We start from the raw sequence: 18,669 nt of genomic DNA on the forward strand, positions 1-18,669 counted from the left end.
GCGATTGTCAGCCCAGTTTGCGCAGCAGCGGAAGGACATCCTCGGTGAACTGGGTGAGGAAACGCTCCTGGTCGTTGCCCGGACCGTGGACGACGAAGTGGTTGAAGCCCGCGTCGGCGTACGGCTGGAGCTGCTTCACCGCCTCCTCCGGGTCCGACGCCACGATCCACCGCTTGGCGACCTGCTCGATCGGCAGCTCGTCGGCCAGCCGCTCCATCTCGGTCGCGCTCGTCACGCTGTGCTTCTGCTCGGCGGTCAGCGACAGCGGCGCCCAGAACCGGGTGTTCTCCAGCGCCTGGGCCGGGTCGCGGTCGTAGGAGATCTTCACCTCGAGCATCCGGTCGACGTCCTCGAACTTCTTCCCGGCCTTCTCGGCGCCTTCGCGGACGGCTGGCATCAGCTGCTCGGTGTACAGGTCCATGCCCTTGCCGGACGTCGCGATGAACCCGTCACCGGCGCGCCCGGCGTACCGCGCGACCAGGGGGCCGCCCGCGGCGACGTACACCTTCAGCGGGGTCTCGGGGCGGTCGTAGATGAACGCGTCGACGGTCTTGTAGTACGGCCCGTCGGAGCTGACGCCGTCCTTCGTCCACAGGTCGCGGATCAGCTGCACGGACTCCCGGAGCCGGGCGAACCGCTCCTTGAACTCGGGCCACTCCATACCCGAGACCGCGATCTCGTTGAGCGCCTCGCCGCTGCCGACGCCGAGCATGACCCGCCCCGGGTACAGCACGCCGAGGGTGGCGAACGCCTGCGCGATGACCGCCGGGTTGTAGCGGAACGTCGGCGTCAGCACCGACGTACCGAGCAGCACCCGGTTGGTCCGCTCGCCGACCGCCGCCAGCCAGGCGAGCGCGAACGGCGCGTGGCCGCCCTCGTGCCGCCACGGCAGGAAGTGGTCCGAAACGGTCACACTGTCGAGCCCGAGTTCCTCGGCCCGCACGGAGTACTCCACCAGATCCCGCGGCCCGAACTGCTCCGCCGAAGCCTTGTACCCGACCCGAATGCTCACCCTCTGCTCCCAACGTCGTCTGCGCGTACTCCGGAAGACAACCGCGCCCGGGTCCGACTTTATGCCGCCCGGCGGGCCTGATTGACTCCGGCCGCCGGGGTCGGGAAGGATGTGGGTCCGGCGCGGCCCGCGCCTCACCTTCGTCGACCGGCCCCAGCTCGGTCACCGTGAGAAGGCAAAGGGACTCCCTGTCTCGGGCCGCTCGTCCTGGTCATCCGCCTCGACGGGATCGCTGGGGGATCGCGTGCGAGTGCGTGGAAGGCCAGATGACAGCGCACAGGAATCTCAAACAACGGGTTCGAGCCCGCGCCGCGAAGACCGGCGAGTCCTACACGGCTGCCCTCCGGCACTTCCGTCCGACTCCTCAAGGAGAACCAGACATGCCGGAATTCCCACGCATCGCCGTCGCCCAGTCGACGGTCCGTGAAGACCCGACGAACGCCGCCCTGCTCCGGGAGAGCGGCGACGAGGTCCGCAGCTTGATGCGGCAGGCCGCCAAGGCGGGTGCCCGCCTGGTGCACTTCGGTGAAGGAGCGATCTGCTTCCCGAGCAAGTGGGTGATGTCGTCGCTCGGTCCGGACGAGGTCGGCCCGTCCGACTGGTCCCGGGCCGACTGGGGCGCGCTGCAGGACGAGCTCGACCAGATCGTCGCGCTCTCCCGCGAGCTCGGGATCTGGACCGTGATCCCGTCGGTCCACCAACTGCCCGGCGCCCGTCCGCACAACAGCATGTACGTCGTGTCCGACCACGGAAAGGTGGTCGCCCGGTACGACGAGCGGATGCTGTCCACGACGAAGGTCACCTGGATGTACTCCGCCGGCCAGAAGGCGGTGACGTTCGAGGTGGACGGTGTCCGCTTCGGGCTTGCGCTCGGGCTGGACGTGCTGTTCCCGGAGCTGTTCACCGAGTACGACCGCCTCGGCACTGACGTCGTCCTCGTGTCGTACGCGAACAACGAGGGCGTGAACGCGCACATCGGGGTGCAGGTCCGCGGGGCCGCCGCGAACAACACCTGCTGGGTGAGCCTCTCGGCCACGGCCAACCCGGACACCGACCTCAGGTCCGGTGTCGCCGGTCCCCGCGGCCAATGGCTGGCGCAGTGCGCGGAGGACGGCACGCCGTCGGTCGCGATCGCTGAGCTGCACACCGACGAATTCACCACCGTCGGCCGCGACTTCCGTCGCCGGACGCGGGACCGCGTCAGCTCGTAGCCCTCACAGGTCCGGGTGCTGACGCGTTCTGTCTGTATGAACAGGCATGCGGTGGTCAGCACCCGGATCGGGGAGCTCACGGTGGTGGTGTCGGGGACGGAACTGCTCGGAATCTATTTTCCGCACCACTGGGTGAAGCCGACGGCGCAGACGCTGGGTGAGCGGGTCGAGGCGTCCGACCCGCTCATCGCGCTCGTCGTCGAGCAGCTGGAGTCGTACTTGTCCGGATCGCGGGTTTCCTTCGACCTGCCGCTCCGCCCCGAGGGAGACACGTTCCAGCGGCGGGTGTGGGCCGTGCTCGAGGAGATCCCGTACGGCGAGACCACGACGTACGGCGAGATCGCGGCGCGGCTCGGCGAGACGGCGCAGGCGATCGGCAAGGCGGTCGGGCAGAACCCGCTGTCGATCGTCGTGCCGTGCCACCGGGTGATCGGGAAGAACGGATCGCTGACCGGGTACGCCGGCGGCCTGAAGCGCAAGCAGTTCCTGCTCGACCTTGAGCAGCCGGTGGGCGCGCGGCTGTTCTAAAGGCGGACGCCCATCACTCACCAACTCCCGCGGCTCGGCCGCTGCCGACCGGTGGCGAGCGTGCCGTGCGGCGGCGCGGCGTGGTTGGTGAGTGATGGGCGTCCGCGCTATCGGCTCAGGTCGCCGACCTGGGCGGCGTACCAGTCGAGCTCGGTGAGGTGTTCGGCGATCTCGCGGAGCGTCCAGTTCGGGCTGCGGTCCTTGTCCCACTCGGCCGGGTCGAGAGCGGCGTACCGCAGTGCGAACGTCCGCCCGAGCCGCTGCAGTCGCTGCTCGGCTTCGCGTACGTCCTCCGCGGTGAACGGCGCGAGGTCCGCGGCGGACGTGAGCGCACTCGCGTGCCACTCGTCGGGCTGCGTCGGTACGCCGGCCAGCAGCGCCTCGACCTCCGCCAGGTGATCGACCAGGTGATCGGCGATCCGGCGTACCGCCTTGTGCGGCGTGAACGTGCGGCCGTCGTCGGACATGCGCGGTTCGCCGTCCCAGGCCGGCCAGGTGACGACGAGTTGGAGGCATCGCCCGACGGCCTGCTCGACGAGTTCTCCGGGGTTCTGTGTCATAGCGCCGACGCTAAGGCCTTCATGCTTCGGTGTCGGCCGAAGTGATTCCGAGCTTTCCAGCCAGGCGCTCCGCGTCGTACGGCGCGTGCACCTTGACGTCGTTGTCGAAGTACACGTACGTGTCGCATTTCCAGGAACGGATCTTCCGCGCCCAGCGACCGAGGGACTTGTCGTCGTAGCCGCTGACGTAGAGCTCCTCGGCGCCGTGCAGCCGGACGTACGCGAAATCCGCGGTGACGTCGCCGAACATCGGCCACTTGCCCGCGGTGTCGGCACAGACGACCGCGACGTCGTGCTCCCGGCAGAGGTCGACAAACTGCTTGGTCTTGAAGCTGTCGTGCCGTACTTCGAGCGCGTACCGGATCGGCTGGTCGACAGCAGCCTCCAGCAGCGCACGGCCTTCCATCCGTTCGTCATGGCGTTTGGCGACCTCGACCGCCTCGACGGTGCTTCGCGGCAGCTGCTCGAAGAACGCGGCGCAGCGCTCCGCGTCGTACTGGAAGTTGGGCGGCAGCTGCCACAGCACCGGTCCGAGTTTGTTGCCGAGCGCAAGCACACCGGACGCGAAGAAGTTCGCCAGCGGCGCGTCCACGTCGGCCAGGCGTTTCAGATGCGTGACGAAGCGCGGCCCCTTGACCGAGAACACGAACCCGTCGGGCGTCTCCTCGTACCAGCGCTGGTACGAGGAGGGGCGCTGGAGGGCGTAGAAGGAGCCGTTGAGCTCGATCGAGTTCAAGCGAGAGGACGCGTACTCGAGCTCGGCGCGCTGGGGCAGCCCGTCGGGGTAGTAGACCTTCCGCCAGGGTGCGTAGCGCCAGCCTGAGATCCCCACTCGGTACGGCGAGTCCGGCCAGCGCGTCATTCCTCGATTATGGTCCCCGCATGCAGATCGACCGCGGCGCGTATCCGGACGCAGTGACGCCCTGGGAGGACCCGGCGTGGCGGGCAGCCGCGCTCGGCTGGCTGGACGCGCGACTCGACGAGGCCGGCGTTCGCGAGACAGGTCCGCGGCGGGTCCGGGTCCGGCCGTGGTCGGTGCTCGTCCGGGTCGAGGCGGACGAGCCGGTCTGGTTCAAGGCCGCGTCGCCCGGGAGCGCGTTCGAGGCCGGGCTCGGCGAGGCGCTGTCCCGGTGGGTGCCGTCCCACGTGCTCACGCCGTACGCGGTCGACGCCGCCCGCGGCTGGTCGCTGCTGCCGTCCGGCGGGCCACTGCTCCGCAGCCTGGAGATCGGGCCGCGCGAGTGGGAGGAGGCGTTGACGCAGTACGCCGAGTTGCAGCGGGCCCTCGTACCGCGGGTGGAGGAGCTGCTGGGTCTCGGCGTACCTGATGCTCGGGTATCGCTGCTGCCGTCGATCTTCGACGAGGCCGTCGCCGGGAACGGGGCGCTGGATGCGGCGGAGCGGGAACGGTTGCGGCGGTTCCGGCCGCGGCTGGTCGCGTCGTGCGAGGAGCTTGCGGGTCTCGGCGTACCGGATTCGCTGGATCATGCGGATCTGCATGACGGTCAGATTCTGGTTGCCGGGGCGGGGCGGTACACGTTCTTCGACTGGGGTGACGCGAATGTCGGGCACCCGTTCTGCAGTCTGCTGGTCGCGCTCGATCGTGCGGCCGACGACCACGGCTCGGAGGTCGTCGCTCGGTTGGAGGACGCTTATCTCGACCGGTGGACGGACGGTCACTCGCTGCCCGACCTGCGCCGCGCCGCCGAGCTCGCCCGCCGGCTCAGCCAGCTGACCCGCGCCGGCTCCTGGGCCCGGCTGTTCCCGACAGCCGCCTCGATCGGAGACCCCGAACGCGCGGCCGCACTGTCGCGGTTGGCCGACTGATCCGTCAGGTGGGGATCCATTCCGGCCACCAGGGCGGGACGTTGCCCGGGCAGGTACCGGGCGAGGCGGCCGGGGTGCCTTGCCACGAGAACAGGGCGAGGTCGGCGATCGCGATCGCGATGGCGGCGGCGATCAGCGAGAACAGGAACGCCTTCCCGGCGTACCGGAAAACGACGGTGAACAGCACCAGATTGACGATCAACGCGATCGGCACACCGAGGAAGAGCAGCGTCAGCCCGTTCGGCACGCTCCCGGTGACGTCCACCTGACACGCCTTCCACGCCCGCGACGTCACCACCACCAGCCCGAACGCCGTCCCACCACCGACCACCACCGCAAGGAACGACTCCCCCTTGCTCCCCTTCGCCGCAAACGCCATGAGGATCACGGTAAGTGATCCACCGCCCCACTTCACCTCACCCCGGCGGGTACACCAGGCTCAATCGGGCTTCGGGCGGAGCCAGAGCATGGTGGTGATGTGAGTGAGGTCTTCGGGTTCGTGCGGGACGACGACCACCTGGTGTTCATCCTCGTAGAGCACCCGGCCTGGCGCGGGTGACTCGTAGCGTTCGCACGGGACGTTGTGGGCCGCGAGGATCGCCAGATAGCCCGGGAGCGGCTCCATCAGGTGCGCGGCCGACGACCGGAACCACGCCGCCGCCCGCAGGTTGGCCTCGTACACGGTGGGGTCGACGGTCGACGGGTTCGTGTACGTCGCGTCGTACCAGGCGTTCGTCGTACGGCGGAACGCTTCCTCCTCGGCGCTCAGATACCCGCGCTGACCGAGCATGTTCACCAGCCCGAAGACGCCGATCCGCCGGCCGCGCCGATCCGGCACCGGACTCTGATACCTGACGAACACATCCACCCCTTCTCCGACCCGGTTGACCGTAGCAGCTTGTCAGGGCTAGCCTGACACCTGTGTCAGGGCAACCCTGACAGGCTGGAGGACGCGGTATGCCGGACAACGTGCTGCGATGCTCGTTCTGCGGGAAGGTCGCCGACGAGGTGCAGCGGCTGATCGCCGGGCCCGGCGTGTTCATCTGCAACGAGTGCGTCGACCTGTGCGTGCAGGTGATCGACGAGCAATCGTCACTCCCATCGCTGGACGGCAAGAGCGACGAAGAGTTGCTTGCGGACATCGCGCGGATCGACAAGTCCCGCGGCCAGGTCGAGGCCGCCGTACAGGAACGCGTGCACACCCTGCGCTCCCGATCCGTCACCTGGGCCCGCATCGGCGAAGCCCTCGGCATCAGCCGCCAGTCAGCCTGGGAACGCTTCTCCGGCGAGGAATAGGCCGTCAGCCTGCCGTGAACACCGCGATCTCGGCAAGGTAGCGGTCAGGCTCCTCGACGTTCGGGAAATGGGCGCTCTCGCCGAAGACGCGGAGCTGAGCCTGCGGTAGCCGGGTGGCCAGGTCACGGCACGCATCCACGCCCGCGTTGCGATGCCAGAAGCCGACGAGCACCAGCACTCTGACTTCCAGCGCGGCGAGCTCGTCGACGAGCGGCACCCGCCGCGGCGGCTCAGCGGCGAGCGCGGCCGCCATCTCGCCGGTGTTGATCAGCCCGCTCTCCTCCCACAGCTCACGGACCCGCCGCGCCGCCGCGGGCCGACGGAACAGGAAGCGGTCGACGGTCTCCCGGTCGACGACATCCCAGACCGCGCCTGGCCCCGACTCAACGACCGCGGCGCGGATCGCGGCCCGCATCTCGTCGTCGGCGGCAACGGCCTCGAAGCCGGATCCCCACGTCGACGGCGTGAGCGGCCCGGCCAGCGCGGTGCCTTGAAGAATCAGGCCGGCGACGCGATCCGGATAGGCGACGGTGTACTCGGCCGCGAGATCCCCGCCGAACGAGATGCCGAGCAGCACGATCCGCGGCAGGCCGAGATGCCGCCGCAACTGTTCCAGGTCGTCGACGAGCAGCGGTACGGCGTACCGCCCGTCGCCGTCGCTGCGCCCGGAGCCGCGCTGCTCGTAGTACACAACCGGCCCGAGCTGCTCGAGCCCAGGCCCCGTCAGCCGCTCGAAGTCGTAGACGAATCCGCCGGGCCCACCGTGCACCACGACAACCGGCGTCCGCCCACGCAGGTCGCCCACCACCCGCACCCACTGCCGGACTCCGTTGAGCTCGACGTACGACTCACCCACCACCGCAGTCTCACACGGCGCCGAAATCCCGTGGTTCGACCGGTGCGGCGTTGCTAGGTTTCGTTGGGTGACCGACGAGGAGCTCATCGACGCCGCGGCGGCCGTGCTGCATCCGCATCGGGTCGACGATCGTCGCTCCGCGCTCTGCTGCCCGAGACCGACTGGCCGTCACCTCTCAGCTGACCTGTTGCCCTCAGCAAGCTAGACCTGGCTCCGATGCTTGCGCGGCCACAGCGCAATCGCGGTCGCGAACAGGGCCACCGCTACGACGAGGTCGAACAGTTCGCCCTGGCGGACCGCGGAGACGATGCCTCCGAGCCCGGCGAGAACGAAGCACACAGCCAGCAACGTCCGCAGCACTGTCATTCCCCCCACCCCCTACCCGCTAGCCGCCCGGGGAGTGTTACGCGGGGCCGGAAAGCAGCGCGTCGATCCAGGCGTCGTGGTGCCTCGCGACGTAATCGGCGGCCGGGCCCCAGAAGTCGGCGTGGCCGTCCGCGTAAAGCTGGGCCCACGGTTGTTCACCGGTCTCGTGGCCGCGGACCAGCAGTTCGTACGATCCGCGCGTCCGGGCCGCGATCTGCGCGGGGAACGCCCGGCGCTGCTCTTGGTCGAGCCCGTATGCGTCCACGAACGCCCGCAATCGCGGGGCGTCCACCGTCACGTCGCCTCCCGGCCACAACGGTACGAGCGACTGCGCGGCGTACCCGAGGTCCCACAACCGCGTCGACGGCCCGGCGTTGTCCCAGTCGATGAAGACCCAGCGGTCGTCGTTGCAGACCAGGTTCCACGGGGCGAGGTCGCCGTGGCAGATCAACTCGCCGCCGGCCGGGTCCGGTACCGCCGGGTGCCAGGCGGCGTCCGGCGGCGGCTCGAAGTCGTCCATGGCGTCGTGCAGCTCACGGATCAGCCGTCCGGCGCGGCGCAGCTCGTCCAGCGAGAACGGCGGCAGCGTGTCCGCGAGCGCACCTGGGATGTACTCGAGGACGTGGCGCTCCTGCTCGTCGCGCCCGAACGTCCGCGGCGCACCCTCGAAGTGCTTCGCCGCCAGATGGTCGAGCACAGCCTCGACCCCCGCCGTGTGGTCGAGCGCCGGCTTCCGCACCGTCGCGCCGATCTTCACGACCCGGTCGGCGACGTTCCCGCCGGTCAGGACCTCTTCAGCTTCCACGTTTGCAGGGATCAGTCGAGGCAGAACTCGTTGCCTTCGACATCTTGCATGTTCTGGCAGGACTCGTTCTCCTCGTCGGCCAGCAGCAGCTGCCCGCGGACGGCCCCCAACGCTTCGAGCCGCCGGCACTCGGCCTCGAGCACGGCGAGGCGCTCCGCACCGACGAGACCGGTGCCGACCCGGACGTCGAGGTGCACGCGGTTCTTCACGACCTTGCCCTCAGGAACCCGCTGGAAGAACAACCGCGGCCCTTCCCCGGTCGGGTCGGAACACGCGAACCACGCCCCCTGCTGCTCGGCCGGCAGCGACCGGTCGTACTCCTCCCAGGACGCGAACCCCTCCGGCGTCGGCGGTGCGACATACCCCAACACCTCACACCAAAACCGACCAACCCGCTCAGGCTCCGCACAGTCAAAGGTGACCTGAAACTTCTTCACCGACGCCATACACCCACCCTAGAACGTGCCGCTTCCGCCGGTCATCTGGTTTGCCACTCGATCGTTCCTCAGGTTTGCATGATGCGGACGAAGACGGTGGGGCGGGCGGCGGTGGGGTTGTCGACCAGGAGGTCGACGGACAAAGGCAGGCCGTTGGAGTCGGTGTCGTCGACCTGGTCACTCGCTCGCGCCGGCCAGCTGCTCGGCTGCCACTCGGCGAACCGCGCGGGCAACTCGTCGTCCCAGCCGGACTCCTTCGGCAGGGCCTCCGACCGGGTCGTGTCCGTCAGCGCGTCCGGCGTGAGCCGGTATGTGCCGAGGAAGCCGGCCAGTCCGACCCGGTCGGTGGCGAAGCGCAGATAGATCTCGTTCACGTCCCAGTCGCGAAGCTCCACCCATTCAAGCCCGGTAGCGCCCGCCGGCAGGTGAATGTCGTAGTACTTCACATGCCTCGCGAATTCCGCGCTCCCACCAGTCCCGCTAGAGATCTCCACATGCGGCTGAACCGAGCAGCCGACCACGGCAAGAGTCGCCACAAGCCCCGCCGTACGTCGTCCGCGCACGCCGCCACCGTACAAGGCTAGGGTCTACACGCATGGATCTCGCAGCCCTGCAGACCCGCGCCGTCGCCATCAACCAGCTCTACGACCGCCACAACGAGGCCGCCGGCCGCACCCCCTGGACCACCACCGACCTCGCCCTCGGCTTCGTCGGCGACGTAGGCGACCTCGCCAAACTCATCATGGCCACCGAAGGCCGCCGCCACATCGACAACGCCGAAGCCCACCTCGGCCACGAACTCGCCGACTGCCTCTGGTCAGTACTCGTCCTCGCCGACCGCTACAACATCGACCTCCCCACCGAATTCACCCAAATGACCAACACCCTGGAAACCGAACTGACCGCGCTTGACGAGGCGCGGGATCACCGGATCCTGACGGCCCCTGCCACGGCCACCGCGATTCGCGAGGCGAGCGATACCGATTGGGCATGGCGGATGTTGCTGCAGGGCCGCGACCATCTGCGTTTGCTGCTCGACCGCCACGACGGCTCCGAAGCCGCCTGGGAGGCCGCGCCGGACACGACCGATCATGCGGGTTTCGACACGTTGCTCGCCGTACTGACCGCTCAGGAGTTCAAGGCGGCAGGCGGAGATCCGCCCGCCTGGACCGAGGCCGAAGCCCTCTCGGATCCGTGGATCCCTGAGCATCCGTTCCTCGAGCGCGACGAGATCATCGAACAAACCCCGGACTACCTGGCGCAGGTCAACATCTTCGTCCCCGCACGCGACCTGGTGACCGCCTGAGCAACACCCGCAACGTTTCCAGCTGACCGAGGCCGCGCCCAGGAAAACGGCGGGCGGGTTGAGGGTTGGCGGGGGATGATGGCGGGATGGTTGAGCGGCATTCGCGGGCTGTGGCTGGTGGGCGGGCTTTTTACTTCACTGAGCGGTTGTGGGAGTTGGCGGAGGGGCTTCCGGTGGAGGCTGTGCCGATCGAGGCGATCAAGGCCTTCGACGAGGATTGCTGGTTCGGGGGCCGGGCGGTGACCTGCCGGATGGTTGCGCGGCATGCCGATCTGATTCAGAAGGCCGATCTCGGTTATCCGGTGATCCTGTCGGCGGACGGGCGGTTGATGGACGGCGGGCACCGGGTCTCCAAGGCCTGGATGAGCGGCCGTACGACGGTCGACGCCGTACGGTTCCCGGTCGATCCGGAGCCGGACTACATCGAGTGGCACACCGATCCGAAGGTCGCTCCGGACGAGTCCGCGGCGAACGTCGTACGCGAGAACCAGCGGTACTGGGAAGCGTTGGCGCCGGCGCGCAAGGGTGCGTCGCTGGAGACGCTGCGCTCCGGGGCCGGCGTGTTCAACGAGCACGAGCGTGCCGCGATCGGTGACGTCAGCGGACGACGGGTGCTGCAGCTGGCCTGCTCGGTGGGCGACGAGGCGCTGACGTTCGCCCAGCTGGGAGCCGAGGTCACCGCCGTCGACCTCGCACCGAGCCACTTGGCCACGGGCAGGGCGAAGGCCGACGCCCTGGGCTTGGCTGTGGACTTCCGAGAGCAAGACATGACGGCTCTGTCCGAGGACCTCAACGGATTCGACCTGATCTTCATCTCCTGGGGCGGTCTGTGCTGGGCGCCGGACATCAACGCCTGGGCCCACCTGGTCGCGCAACGACTCAACCCCGGCGGTTCGCTGGTCATCAGTGAGCACCACCCGTTGTGGGAGGTGCTGACGGTCGCCGACGAGGACCGTCTGAGCGTCTCCGGCGACTACTTCGTCCCGGATCGCGCCGGCTACGCCGATCCGCTCAAGGCACCCGAGATCACCCGGACGCTGGGAGTCCCGGATCTCCCCCACAAGAGTTTCGTCTGGAGCATCGGCAACGTCATCAGCGCCGTCCTGACCGCCGGGCTGACGCTCCGCTCGTTCCAGGAGTTCTCCGAGGCCGACATGTACCCGGCCCTCGGCGACACCGCCGACCGCATCCCGGCCACCTACCTGCTGACCGCCACCCGCTGAATGCCCCACTACCCGCCGCCCGCGAGACCACTCGGCCCGGACGCCCAGGGTCAGTGGGTCGCTCGCTGGACGTCACCGGAGTGGACGCAGACCGCAGACGCATGGGTAGGCGACCGCCTCGCCGAGCACGGTCGCCGGATCAGCGGGGAGCCGGTCACCTACCGGGCCCGCTTCTGGTCGGTGGTCCGCTGCTACACGACCGTCGAGGGCCTGGTGTGGTTCAAGGAGAACAACCCAGGCCACCGGTTCGAGCCGGGCCTGGTCGCGAGGCTGGCACAGTTCGCGCCGTATGACGTGATCCGGCCGATCGCACTGGACCGCGAACGCGGCCGCCTGCTCACCGACGATCACGGTACGACGCTCTGGCACCCGGACGCCGCAGATCAGCCGACGCGCTGCACCGTCGTACGCGCCCTGGCCCGCCTGCAGTGCTCCCTCCTCGGCCGCCTCGATCCGGCCGAGTACCCAGGCATGATCGAGCTCGCCCCGGCCGCGGCCGGCGATCGGGTCCGCGCGGTGGCCCGGGAGTGGGCGGACCTGCCGCCTCGACATCCGCTGTACGCCGATCCGGCCGTGGTGGCCCGCGTCGACCGAGCTGCCGACGTACTGGATCGGCGGACCGCCTCGCTCAGCGGCACTGTTCCGCTCGACCTGGAGTTCAACGACGTCTACCCGGCGAACATCTTCGCCGACCGCTCCACCGGCGTACTCCGGCCGCGGTTCTTCGACTTCGGCAACACGATCTGGGCGCATCCGTTCGTCACCCTGCACGGCTTCCTCGATGCGGTGGCCGACTGGACGCGGGCGCCGTTGTCCCGCGAGCACCGCGACGCCCTCCTCAACGCGTACGTCGACGTCTGGTGCGACCGTCTCGACGCGGATCCGCGGGTCCTGCGCCGCGACCTCGACGCCGCCGAGGCGCTGGTCGGTGTGCACCGCCTCGTCTCCTGGCTGCGCCTGATCCCGTACGCCGACCCGATCGAGCTCCGCACCCGCGCCGAGATCCCACGGAAGTACCTGGCCAGTATCGCGGCGCTGGCCGGCCGCCAGGCAGAATCGGACTGTGAAGAAGCCAGACGCTGAGCCCGTCGTCGCGCGCAACCGCAAGGCTGCCCACGACTACCAGCTGGGCGAGTCCTGGGAGGCGGGGATCGTGCTGCAGGGCCTCGAGGTGAAGGCGCTCCGCGCCGGGCGAGCGTCGCTGGTCGGCGGGTTCGCGGCCGTCGAGGACCGGGAGATCTGGCTGTACGGCGTGCACATCCCGCAGTACTCACAGGCTCGCTGGTTCAACGAAGGCTCGCGGCGCAAGCGGAAGCTGCTGCTGCACCGGGCGCAGATCGACAAGATCGAGCGCAAGGTCAACGAGAGCGGGCTGACGATCGTCCCGGTGACTCTGTACTTCAAGGACGGCCGCGCGAAGGTCGAGATCGCGCTCGCGCGCGGCAAGAAGACCTGGGACAAACGCCAGACCCTCGCCGAACGCGAGGCGACCCGCGAAGTCGAACGCGCCGTCAACCGCCGCCTCAAAGGCCGCCGGGACTGACCCGCCAGGTTGCGGTCAGCGTGGGGCGAGGAGGCAGAACTCGTTGCCTTCCGGGTCGGCCATGACCGTCCACGTGACATTGGTGCCGCTCAGGTCGATGGGTGTCGCGCCGAGGGACTGCAGTCTGGCGGCCTCTGCCTCCAGGTCGTCGCCCGGGTACGGGCGGATGTCGAGGTGGACCCGATTCCAGACGGTCTTCTCGTCAGGCGTGCGGAGGAACTGCAGGTAGGGGCCGACGCCCTTGGCGGAACGCAGTACTGCGTTGTCGTCGGTCACCTTGTGCACGGTCCAGTCCATGGCCTCACCCCAGAAGTCGGCCATAGCGCGCGGATCCGCGCAGTCGACCACGACCGTGGCGATCGGTCCGGTGTCCTGGACCGGGTCGTGCCAATCCAGCACGCAGAACTCGTTGCCCTCCGGGTCGGCCATGACCGTCCAAGAGACGTCGCCCTGGCCCACGTCGGCAAGTGTCGCGCCGAGATCCTTCAGGCGCGCCACCAGCTCCGCCTGATGGGCGGCCGAAGTGGTGGCGAGGTCGACGTGCACGCGGTTCTTCACCGTCTTGGGTTCCGCGGAGGCGACCAGATCGATGCAGACGGCGACGGGGTCGGGGTAGACGAAGCCCTTGGGTTCGAGGTTGGTCACGCCGGGTCCCTCGCTCGACAGTTCCCAGCCGAGCGCCTCCGCCCAGAAACGACCGAGCGCCGAATCGTCCCGAGCCTTCATGTTGATCTGCACAAGCCGCGTTGCCATGCCGCCGATGCTAGCGACAGTCAGCTCCAGAGACAGAAGGGGTGACCCGCAGGATCCAGCATCACCCTCAGCCTGCTCGGGTCGCGGTCTGCCGGCTGCTGACTGGCCTCACGAGCGCCGACCGAGACTGCCCGCGTGACCGCGGCCTGGACGTCGTCCACCCGGATCTCGAAGTGCATCATCTTCGTCTGCGCAGGAACCTCCTCGGGCCACACCGGAGGCACGTACCAGTCGTTGGCCTGGATGTTGAGCCACATTCCGCTGCGGGGGTCCTGCAAGGCAGCCCAACGAGGCTCGCGCTCAGCCACCTCTGCCCCGAGCAGGTCGCGGTAGAAGGCGACCTCGGCGTCGTACTCGTCCGGCGCGCAGTCGATGCACACCGCGTTCCACGCGAAACCTTGCATCGTCGGTCGACTCCTTCGGCTAGGCGGGGAAGGCCTTCCAATGTCCTTCGGAGATGACCTCGACGGAGCCATCCGTCACCTTGATCGCGGTCTCGTCGTCGATCGCGTACGCCGGAGCTGCGATCTCGACGGCCCATCGCTCCGCATCGGCCATCGTGTTGCCCGGCATCTGCTCGTGGTCCAGGTGCGGATAGATCGAGAAGTCGACGACCCCGAGCGTGCGGTCGTCCGGCGCAGACGGCCAGCTGACGAAGTCGTCGCCGATCCGCGGGGTCATCACCATGCTGCCGGCACTGAGCCCTACCCAGACCGTCTCGGGCAGCGACGAGACGACACCCGCCAGACCCGACTCCCGCATCCAATGGCACAAGTACGTCGCGTCGCCGCCGTCCACCAGCAGCACATCGGCCTCCCGAACCCACGGCACCCACCGCTCCTCGCCAATGCTGGGCAGCGCGGTCAGCTCCAAGACACCCAACGTCGCCCACCCCAAGCTGGTCAGCCTGTCAAACGGAGGGTCACCGACGACGGAGCGTCGCACCGAAACAGGCCCGAGCATCGGGTGACCCCATTGCGCCGTCGGGATGCAGAGCGCACGCGACTCGGAGATCGGCTTCCCCAGCAGCTCGACCAACGCGTCACGAATGCTCTCGTTCGTCACACCACCGGATGTGAGCAGCAGCTTCACAAAACCTCCCAAGCCGAGTACGGCGAATCCGCGTGAACGACCGCCATTCACCTGTTCGACGAACGCTACGTCCCAGATCCGACAACCTCGGCCAGTTCCCGCTCGACATGGGGTTTGCCGGCGCACTCGAGGGAAGCTACTCGTACGCCTGCTCTCCCGAACCAAGGGACGGACACACGCCGGTCATTGCCGCACCTGCTCGATGCATGCCTGGCGCACGATTCCGGCTAGCTCGTCCTCCGCCCGGCTCCATGGATCGCCCAGGTCATCGTCGATCCCCCACAGCTCGCCCAGGGGCTGTTCGAAGGCCTCGGAGGCGTACCCGTTGCCAATCACAAGTCCGACGACTTGATCGACGACCCAGGCCCAACGAACCCGGCCGGTCAGATGCATGGTGGCGATGTGGTCGTACGCCACCTTGAGGGCCGCCTGCCTCGAGGACAAAGGGTCAACGCCCGCGTCCGCGAGAGCTGCCGGGAGGAGATCACGAACCTCACGGGTGTCCCGTCCGCTCAGGCCGGCTAGTTCCGCCAGCGATTCACCGTCGTACCCCTGAACGAGCCAGTTGGCCGCCCACATCGGCACGGGCTCCGCCTGCAGGGTGTCCAGGGCCAGCCACGCGGCCACCACACCGGGTGTCGGCGTCTCCCCATCCGGAACAAACTCCTGCAACATGGCGCCATTGTGCTCGGGTCGCCTGCCGCCGTCATGGGCATTGTCTGGCGACCTCCGCCCCTCGCCTCTTCCCGTCGTACCGGCCGGGACCCGGCGCAGGTGCCACTCCGCGCTCACGGGTACAGACTCGCTCGTCAGTGCTGTTGTGACCAGGTTCGTTCGAAGTGTCGCATTAGTGCCGGATAGACGATCGCATAACGGAATGGCTTGATGAAGGCCATGTACGCCTTGCCGAAGGTGCCGCGGGGTTTGACGTAGACGGTCATCTGCGCGCGGTAGCGGTCGCTTCCCTGGTCAGCCCAGGCCAGATGCATCACGCCGTACATGGTCCGGTTGGAGATTTCCTGGGCGAGTTCGGTGTCGGTGCGGTACAGCGGCCGGAACGGCTTGTCGGTGAACGGCGATGCTGGGGACGTGTCGCGGAGGTCCTCGGGGAGCCGCGCGAGCAGCGATGGTTCGCCAGTGCCGGGAACGGGTGGCCAGGCGCCGGCGGCGTCTGCGGATGTCGAAATGCGCCCGAGTCCGAACGCGCGTCCGAGCAGGTCGCGAATGCCCCACAGCACTCGCACCGGCAGCGGCGCGGCCGCGGGAAAGTCGAGGGAGTCCTGCGCCTGGATGACGGCTGGAAAGTCGTGCGCACCGCCCTCGGCGGGAAGGGCCCAGACGTCCTCGACGTCGAAGTCGGGCACGATGTCGTCGATGATCCAGTCCTGAGTCTTCAGGACGTCGTTGGGGAGTCTCATCGGTCTTGCGTTCCTTTCGCGCAGAGGGCGCGGATGGGGCGGATCAGCGGGCGGTAGAACGGCCGGATCAGCCATCCCGGGATGTGGCCGTGGCGCTCCTCGTGCCAGACCCGAGCCCGGGGATGGCCCTCGATCAGCCGGCCGATGATGCTCCGATCGAGGCGATGTGCCGGCAGCGCGGAACACACCTCGATCTGGCACAGGTGCTTGATGCTCATGTAGCCGTACTGGGCAGGGCTGACCAACCGGATCGGCGCGCCGTGGTCGCCGCCGAGTGGGCGCCCGTTCACCCGGTCCGCGAGGAGGACGTCGTCCGCCAGCGCGTCCTGCAGCTCGACCACCGAGCTGACCCCGTCCAGACCCACGAACGCGAGGTGGCTGACGGAGACCTCGGGGTAGAGCGCGGGCTCGACGAAGGCGCGAAAGAAGTCGGCGAACCGCACCCCTTCCCACTGCAGGTCGGTCGCCGTCCAGCCGGAGACGCAGTGGAAGTCGGCGACGATCTTGCGCCGCGGCAGCGTGGCGAGGTCCGGCAGCTGCACCTCCGACGGCCTGCGCACGACGCCGCTGATCGCGATCACCGGATCGTCCGGCACCGCGGGCGGCGGCCGGTGCAGGTGCGTGCCGAATCGTGGGAACCCCTCGACGCTCCGTTGTCCGGGCGGAAGTGGCAGCATGACAACTCTCCTTTACCGACCGACGGTCGGTCACCGACTGGTAGTCAGTCTTTTATGCTTGCCGGGTGACTGTCAAGAGGCTGCGGGAACGGCAGGCGGAGGCAACCCGGGAGCTGCTGGTCGGGATCGCACGCGAGCGGTTCGTCGAGCAGGGCTACAAAGCGACCGCGATGGACGACATCGTCCAGCGCGCAGGTCTCGCGAAAGGCGCTCTCTACCACCACTTCAGCGGCAAGGACGCGCTGTTCAAGGCGGTCTACGACGTGGTGCTGGACGAGACCGCTGACGCGGTGATGGCCGCGGCCTTGGCCGAGGACGATCCGTGGACCGCGGTACGAGCGGGCCTGTCCGCGTTCCTCGACGCCTGCCTGCGCCCGGCGTTCAGGCGGGTCGTGATCATCGACAGTGTGACCGTGATGGCTGCACGTGCCTGGGACAGCGGCACCGAAGGCGTCGAACTGCCAATGCTGCGGACCGTGCTGACGCCGCTGGTGGACAGCGGTGCGTTGCCCGGTGTCGCAGTCGACGCGCTCGCCCACCTAGCACTGGGCGGTCTCTACGGCTCAGCCCTCTACATTGCCCGCGCCGACGACCCCCAGGCCGCCCGTGCCGAGGCTGACGCAGTGCTTGACGTCGTCCTGCGCGGCGTACGGGCGGCGACCACCTGATCGGTGCGCATCTCCCGACAACCGAGCCACCAAACCCCAGGTCAAACTCCAACGCCCGCGCCAACCGCCTGACAGTTGTCCGCCAGATGATCTCCGGGAGCGCGGATCACGGCATGTGAGTGCGTTTCGACGGCGAGACCGACGCTGACTAGGGTGCGGGCTGTGACCGATCGCGAGATGCGCCGAGTGATGCCGTTCCCGTACGAGGGCGACCGCTTCCCGCCTGCCCTGGGAGCGGTCGTGCAGAACACGGTCCTTCGTGGCGAGCAGCCGGCCAGGGAGGTAATCCACACGCCCGCAGGCGAATGGTGTACCGGCGACGGAGTCAACGACCCGAACATTCCTGGTGCCGTCACGGCCACCCACATTTCCCATGTCGTCGAGCGCAACGGCTCGATCGTGTCGCTCGCCACCATGCCGCCGGGCCACATCGCCCATCGCCTTGGTCCCGGACACGACTGGGAGGTTCGAATCCTCACCGGTTGGGGCCAAGAGCAGGACCGCTCATCTGCGTGACAGCGCGAAATGCGGCAGATCCGGACATCGTCACTCAGAGGCGACGGCTGAGCCGGACGTCTTCGTCCTCGTACCCCAGCTTCTCGTAGAAGCCGCGCGCAATCGTGTTTGCCGCGCCCGTCTCCAGGCTCAGCCGCGCCAGTCCACGCGCTCGCCCCCAATCCTCGGCAGCAGACATCAGCGCTGTTCCCACACCATGATGAGAGTCTCTCGAGGCGACAATAAGTTCGCCTACATAGGCGTCTATCTCACCAGTGAAGTGCCGCCTGGTGGCCACCGTCACCGCTCCGACGACACGGCCGCGCACCTCGGCGACGAAGACGGCATGGTCGGCAGAGTCCGCGCGTTCGAGAGAGTCGGTGACCCACTGGGTGACGGCACGCAGTACGGCGCTTGGATCACGCCACGGAGCCACCCCCTCGGTCAACCCTGGGGCAAGCGCCATGACCGCCTCGCGATCCTGTTCGGTGAAGGTGCGGATCTGCGGTCGAGCCTCGTCCTCAGCGTCCATGCCTCTCACCCTGACACGCGGCTCAGTCCAACTGCGCGGACAGCGGCAGATCCGGACGTTCCTC

The 18,669-nt window shown here is 68.5% G+C and carries 27 protein-coding genes; 10 read left to right on the forward strand and 17 right to left on the reverse strand.

The annotated features are described in order from the left end of the window. Nucleotides 1-7: 7 nt before the first annotated feature. Nucleotides 8-1,012, reverse strand: a complete 1,005-nt coding sequence (gene fgd, locus AB0I12_RS38845; RefSeq protein WP_355693103.1) for a glucose-6-phosphate dehydrogenase (coenzyme-F420) — start codon at nt 1,010-1,012, stop codon at nt 8-10. A 380-nt stretch (nt 1,013-1,392) separates the two neighbouring features. Here fgd and AB0I12_RS38850 point away from each other — a divergent pair, with 380 nt between their 5' ends. Beyond that, entirely contained in the window at nt 1,393-2,223 is an 831-nt protein-coding gene (locus tag AB0I12_RS38850) for a carbon-nitrogen hydrolase family protein (RefSeq protein ID WP_359940218.1), read from the forward strand. Nucleotides 2,224-2,259: 36 nt separating this feature from the next. After that, nucleotides 2,260-2,751: a methylated-DNA--[protein]-cysteine S-methyltransferase gene (locus AB0I12_RS38855; RefSeq protein WP_359940221.1), complete on the forward strand. Its 492-nt coding sequence runs from the start codon at nt 2,260-2,262 to the stop codon at nt 2,749-2,751. Between the two features lie 107 nt (nt 2,752-2,858). On the opposite strand, the gene AB0I12_RS38860 is transcribed toward AB0I12_RS38855, so the two are convergent. Continuing rightward, on the reverse strand, nt 2,859-3,311 hold the full coding sequence (locus tag AB0I12_RS38860) for a hypothetical protein (protein WP_359940224.1): 453 nt from the start codon (nt 3,309-3,311) through the stop codon (nt 2,859-2,861). 19 nt (nt 3,312-3,330) lie between these two features. Beyond that, nucleotides 3,331-4,173, reverse strand: coding sequence for a DUF72 domain-containing protein (locus AB0I12_RS38865; protein ID WP_359940226.1), 843 nt, complete (start codon nt 4,171-4,173; stop codon nt 3,331-3,333). A 20-nt stretch (nt 4,174-4,193) separates the two neighbouring features. On the opposite strand from AB0I12_RS38865, the gene AB0I12_RS38870 reads away from it, so the two are divergent. Beyond that, complete coding sequence (locus AB0I12_RS38870; protein ID WP_359940229.1) at nt 4,194-5,138, forward strand: phosphotransferase; 945 nt, start codon at nt 4,194-4,196, stop codon at nt 5,136-5,138. 4 nt (nt 5,139-5,142) lie between these two features. Here the strand turns inward: AB0I12_RS38870 and AB0I12_RS38875 are convergent, their stop codons facing one another. After that, nucleotides 5,143-5,517 (reverse strand): hypothetical protein, encoded by a 375-nt coding sequence (locus AB0I12_RS38875; protein ID WP_359940232.1) that lies wholly within the window; start codon nt 5,515-5,517, stop codon nt 5,143-5,145. 60 nt (nt 5,518-5,577) lie between these two features. Then, the gene (locus AB0I12_RS38880) at nt 5,578-5,976 is read right to left on the reverse strand and encodes a hypothetical protein (protein WP_359940235.1); all 399 of its coding nucleotides are present in this window, start codon (nt 5,974-5,976) and stop codon (nt 5,578-5,580) included. Between the two features lie 119 nt (nt 5,977-6,095). On the opposite strand from AB0I12_RS38880, the gene AB0I12_RS38885 reads away from it, so the two are divergent. Continuing rightward, complete coding sequence (locus AB0I12_RS38885; protein ID WP_359940238.1) at nt 6,096-6,434, forward strand: ClpX C4-type zinc finger protein; 339 nt, start codon at nt 6,096-6,098, stop codon at nt 6,432-6,434. 4 nt (nt 6,435-6,438) lie between these two features. Here AB0I12_RS38885 and AB0I12_RS38890 read toward each other — a convergent pair whose 3' ends face one another. The 5 genes from AB0I12_RS38890 to AB0I12_RS38910 all read right to left on the reverse strand — a co-directional run bounded on the left by AB0I12_RS38890 (nt 6,439) and on the right by AB0I12_RS38910 (nt 9,293). Then, nucleotides 6,439-7,290, reverse strand: a complete 852-nt coding sequence (locus tag AB0I12_RS38890) for an alpha/beta hydrolase (protein ID WP_359940241.1) — start codon at nt 7,288-7,290, stop codon at nt 6,439-6,441. Between the two features lie 201 nt (nt 7,291-7,491). Beyond that, nucleotides 7,492-7,656, reverse strand: a complete 165-nt coding sequence (locus AB0I12_RS38895; protein WP_359940244.1) for a hypothetical protein — start codon at nt 7,654-7,656, stop codon at nt 7,492-7,494. Between the two features lie 37 nt (nt 7,657-7,693). Then, entirely contained in the window at nt 7,694-8,461 is a 768-nt protein-coding gene (locus AB0I12_RS38900; RefSeq protein ID WP_359940247.1) for a phosphotransferase, read from the reverse strand. A gap of 11 nt (nt 8,462-8,472) precedes the next feature. Beyond that, nucleotides 8,473-8,907 (reverse strand): VOC family protein, encoded by a 435-nt coding sequence (locus AB0I12_RS38905; RefSeq protein WP_359940250.1) that lies wholly within the window; start codon nt 8,905-8,907, stop codon nt 8,473-8,475. Nucleotides 8,908-8,966: 59 nt separating this feature from the next. Next, a complete protein-coding gene (locus tag AB0I12_RS38910) occupies nt 8,967-9,293 on the reverse strand; it encodes a hypothetical protein (RefSeq protein ID WP_359940253.1) in 327 nt (108 codons plus the stop codon). A 200-nt stretch (nt 9,294-9,493) separates the two neighbouring features. Here AB0I12_RS38910 and AB0I12_RS38915 point away from each other — a divergent pair, with 200 nt between their 5' ends. The 4 genes from AB0I12_RS38915 to smpB all read left to right on the forward strand — a co-directional run bounded on the left by AB0I12_RS38915 (nt 9,494) and on the right by smpB (nt 12,970). Continuing rightward, nucleotides 9,494-10,204 (forward strand): hypothetical protein, encoded by a 711-nt coding sequence (locus AB0I12_RS38915; protein ID WP_359940256.1) that lies wholly within the window; start codon nt 9,494-9,496, stop codon nt 10,202-10,204. Nucleotides 10,205-10,377: 173 nt separating this feature from the next. Beyond that, nucleotides 10,378-11,427, forward strand: a complete 1,050-nt coding sequence (locus AB0I12_RS38920; RefSeq protein WP_359940259.1) for a class I SAM-dependent methyltransferase — start codon at nt 10,378-10,380, stop codon at nt 11,425-11,427. After that, complete coding sequence (locus AB0I12_RS38925) at nt 11,428-12,510, forward strand: hypothetical protein (RefSeq protein WP_359940262.1); 1,083 nt, start codon at nt 11,428-11,430, stop codon at nt 12,508-12,510. Next, nucleotides 12,491-12,970 carry an SsrA-binding protein SmpB gene (smpB, locus tag AB0I12_RS38930; protein ID WP_359940265.1) on the forward strand — a complete coding sequence of 160 codons (480 nt, stop codon included), beginning with the start codon at nt 12,491-12,493 and terminating at the stop codon, nt 12,968-12,970. The genes AB0I12_RS38925 and smpB overlap by 20 nt, the downstream gene beginning before the upstream one ends. Nucleotides 12,971-12,985: 15 nt before the next feature. Here the strand turns inward: smpB and AB0I12_RS38935 are convergent, their stop codons facing one another. The 6 genes from AB0I12_RS38935 to AB0I12_RS38960 form a co-directional block, all read right to left on the reverse strand. Further along, nucleotides 12,986-13,723: a VOC family protein gene (locus AB0I12_RS38935; RefSeq protein WP_359940268.1), complete on the reverse strand. Its 738-nt coding sequence runs from the start codon at nt 13,721-13,723 to the stop codon at nt 12,986-12,988. Between the two features lie 20 nt (nt 13,724-13,743). Beyond that, entirely contained in the window at nt 13,744-14,127 is a 384-nt protein-coding gene (locus AB0I12_RS38940) for a VOC family protein (protein WP_359940271.1), read from the reverse strand. A gap of 19 nt (nt 14,128-14,146) precedes the next feature. Then, on the reverse strand, nt 14,147-14,815 hold the full coding sequence (locus tag AB0I12_RS38945; protein ID WP_359940274.1) for a Type 1 glutamine amidotransferase-like domain-containing protein: 669 nt from the start codon (nt 14,813-14,815) through the stop codon (nt 14,147-14,149). A 183-nt stretch (nt 14,816-14,998) separates the two neighbouring features. Then, a complete protein-coding gene (locus tag AB0I12_RS38950) occupies nt 14,999-15,490 on the reverse strand; it encodes a hypothetical protein (RefSeq protein WP_359940276.1) in 492 nt (163 codons plus the stop codon). 134 nt (nt 15,491-15,624) lie between these two features. Next, nucleotides 15,625-16,233, reverse strand: a complete 609-nt coding sequence (locus tag AB0I12_RS38955) for a DUF2867 domain-containing protein (RefSeq protein ID WP_359940279.1) — start codon at nt 16,231-16,233, stop codon at nt 15,625-15,627. Next, entirely contained in the window at nt 16,230-16,910 is a 681-nt protein-coding gene (locus tag AB0I12_RS38960; protein WP_359940282.1) for a molybdopterin-dependent oxidoreductase, read from the reverse strand. The genes AB0I12_RS38955 and AB0I12_RS38960 overlap by 4 nt, the downstream gene beginning before the upstream one ends. A 65-nt stretch (nt 16,911-16,975) precedes the next feature. On the opposite strand from AB0I12_RS38960, the gene AB0I12_RS38965 reads away from it, so the two are divergent. Both AB0I12_RS38965 and AB0I12_RS38970 read left to right on the forward strand, forming a co-directional pair. Then, nucleotides 16,976-17,578 (forward strand): TetR/AcrR family transcriptional regulator, encoded by a 603-nt coding sequence (locus AB0I12_RS38965; RefSeq protein WP_359940284.1) that lies wholly within the window; start codon nt 16,976-16,978, stop codon nt 17,576-17,578. Between the two features lie 162 nt (nt 17,579-17,740). Then, nucleotides 17,741-18,094: a hypothetical protein gene (locus AB0I12_RS38970; protein WP_359940287.1), complete on the forward strand. Its 354-nt coding sequence runs from the start codon at nt 17,741-17,743 to the stop codon at nt 18,092-18,094. A gap of 34 nt (nt 18,095-18,128) precedes the next feature. Here AB0I12_RS38970 and AB0I12_RS38975 read toward each other — a convergent pair whose 3' ends face one another. Continuing rightward, nucleotides 18,129-18,605 carry a GNAT family N-acetyltransferase gene (locus AB0I12_RS38975; RefSeq protein WP_359940290.1) on the reverse strand — a complete coding sequence of 159 codons (477 nt, stop codon included), beginning with the start codon at nt 18,603-18,605 and terminating at the stop codon, nt 18,129-18,131. Nucleotides 18,606-18,669: the final 64 nt, after the last annotated feature.

Source organism: Kribbella sp. NPDC050459, assembly GCF_040655315.1.
Taxonomy (GTDB): domain Bacteria; phylum Actinomycetota; class Actinomycetes; order Propionibacteriales; family Kribbellaceae; genus Kribbella.

Coding starts and splice junctions, on each gene's coding strand:
- AB0I12_RS38955 (WP_359940279.1), bottom strand. CDS start 16,233: ATGAGACTCCCCAACGACGTCCTGAAGACTCAGGACTGGATCATCGAC.
- AB0I12_RS38855 (WP_359940221.1), top strand. CDS start 2,260: ATGAACAGGCATGCGGTGGTCAGCACCCGGATCGGGGAGCTCACGGTG.
- AB0I12_RS38850 (WP_359940218.1), top strand. CDS start 1,393: ATGCCGGAATTCCCACGCATCGCCGTCGCCCAGTCGACGGTCCGTGAA.
- AB0I12_RS38950 (WP_359940276.1), bottom strand. CDS start 15,490: ATGTTGCAGGAGTTTGTTCCGGATGGGGAGACGCCGACACCCGGTGTG.
- AB0I12_RS38915 (WP_359940256.1), top strand. CDS start 9,494: ATGGATCTCGCAGCCCTGCAGACCCGCGCCGTCGCCATCAACCAGCTC.
- AB0I12_RS38905 (WP_359940250.1), bottom strand. CDS start 8,907: ATGGCGTCGGTGAAGAAGTTTCAGGTCACCTTTGACTGTGCGGAGCCT.
- AB0I12_RS38925 (WP_359940262.1), top strand. CDS start 11,428: ATGCCCCACTACCCGCCGCCCGCGAGACCACTCGGCCCGGACGCCCAG.
- AB0I12_RS38860 (WP_359940224.1), bottom strand. CDS start 3,311: ATGACACAGAACCCCGGAGAACTCGTCGAGCAGGCCGTCGGGCGATGC.
- AB0I12_RS38885 (WP_359940238.1), top strand. CDS start 6,096: ATGCCGGACAACGTGCTGCGATGCTCGTTCTGCGGGAAGGTCGCCGAC.
- AB0I12_RS38960 (WP_359940282.1), bottom strand. CDS start 16,910: ATGCTGCCACTTCCGCCCGGACAACGGAGCGTCGAGGGGTTCCCACGA.
- AB0I12_RS38870 (WP_359940229.1), top strand. CDS start 4,194: ATGCAGATCGACCGCGGCGCGTATCCGGACGCAGTGACGCCCTGGGAG.
- AB0I12_RS38875 (WP_359940232.1), bottom strand. CDS start 5,517: ATGGCGTTTGCGGCGAAGGGGAGCAAGGGGGAGTCGTTCCTTGCGGTG.
- AB0I12_RS38975 (WP_359940290.1), bottom strand. CDS start 18,605: ATGGACGCTGAGGACGAGGCTCGACCGCAGATCCGCACCTTCACCGAA.
- AB0I12_RS38895 (WP_359940244.1), bottom strand. CDS start 7,656: ATGACAGTGCTGCGGACGTTGCTGGCTGTGTGCTTCGTTCTCGCCGGG.
- AB0I12_RS38865 (WP_359940226.1), bottom strand. CDS start 4,173: ATGACGCGCTGGCCGGACTCGCCGTACCGAGTGGGGATCTCAGGCTGG.
- AB0I12_RS38940 (WP_359940271.1), bottom strand. CDS start 14,127: ATGCAAGGTTTCGCGTGGAACGCGGTGTGCATCGACTGCGCGCCGGAC.
- AB0I12_RS38935 (WP_359940268.1), bottom strand. CDS start 13,723: ATGGCAACGCGGCTTGTGCAGATCAACATGAAGGCTCGGGACGATTCG.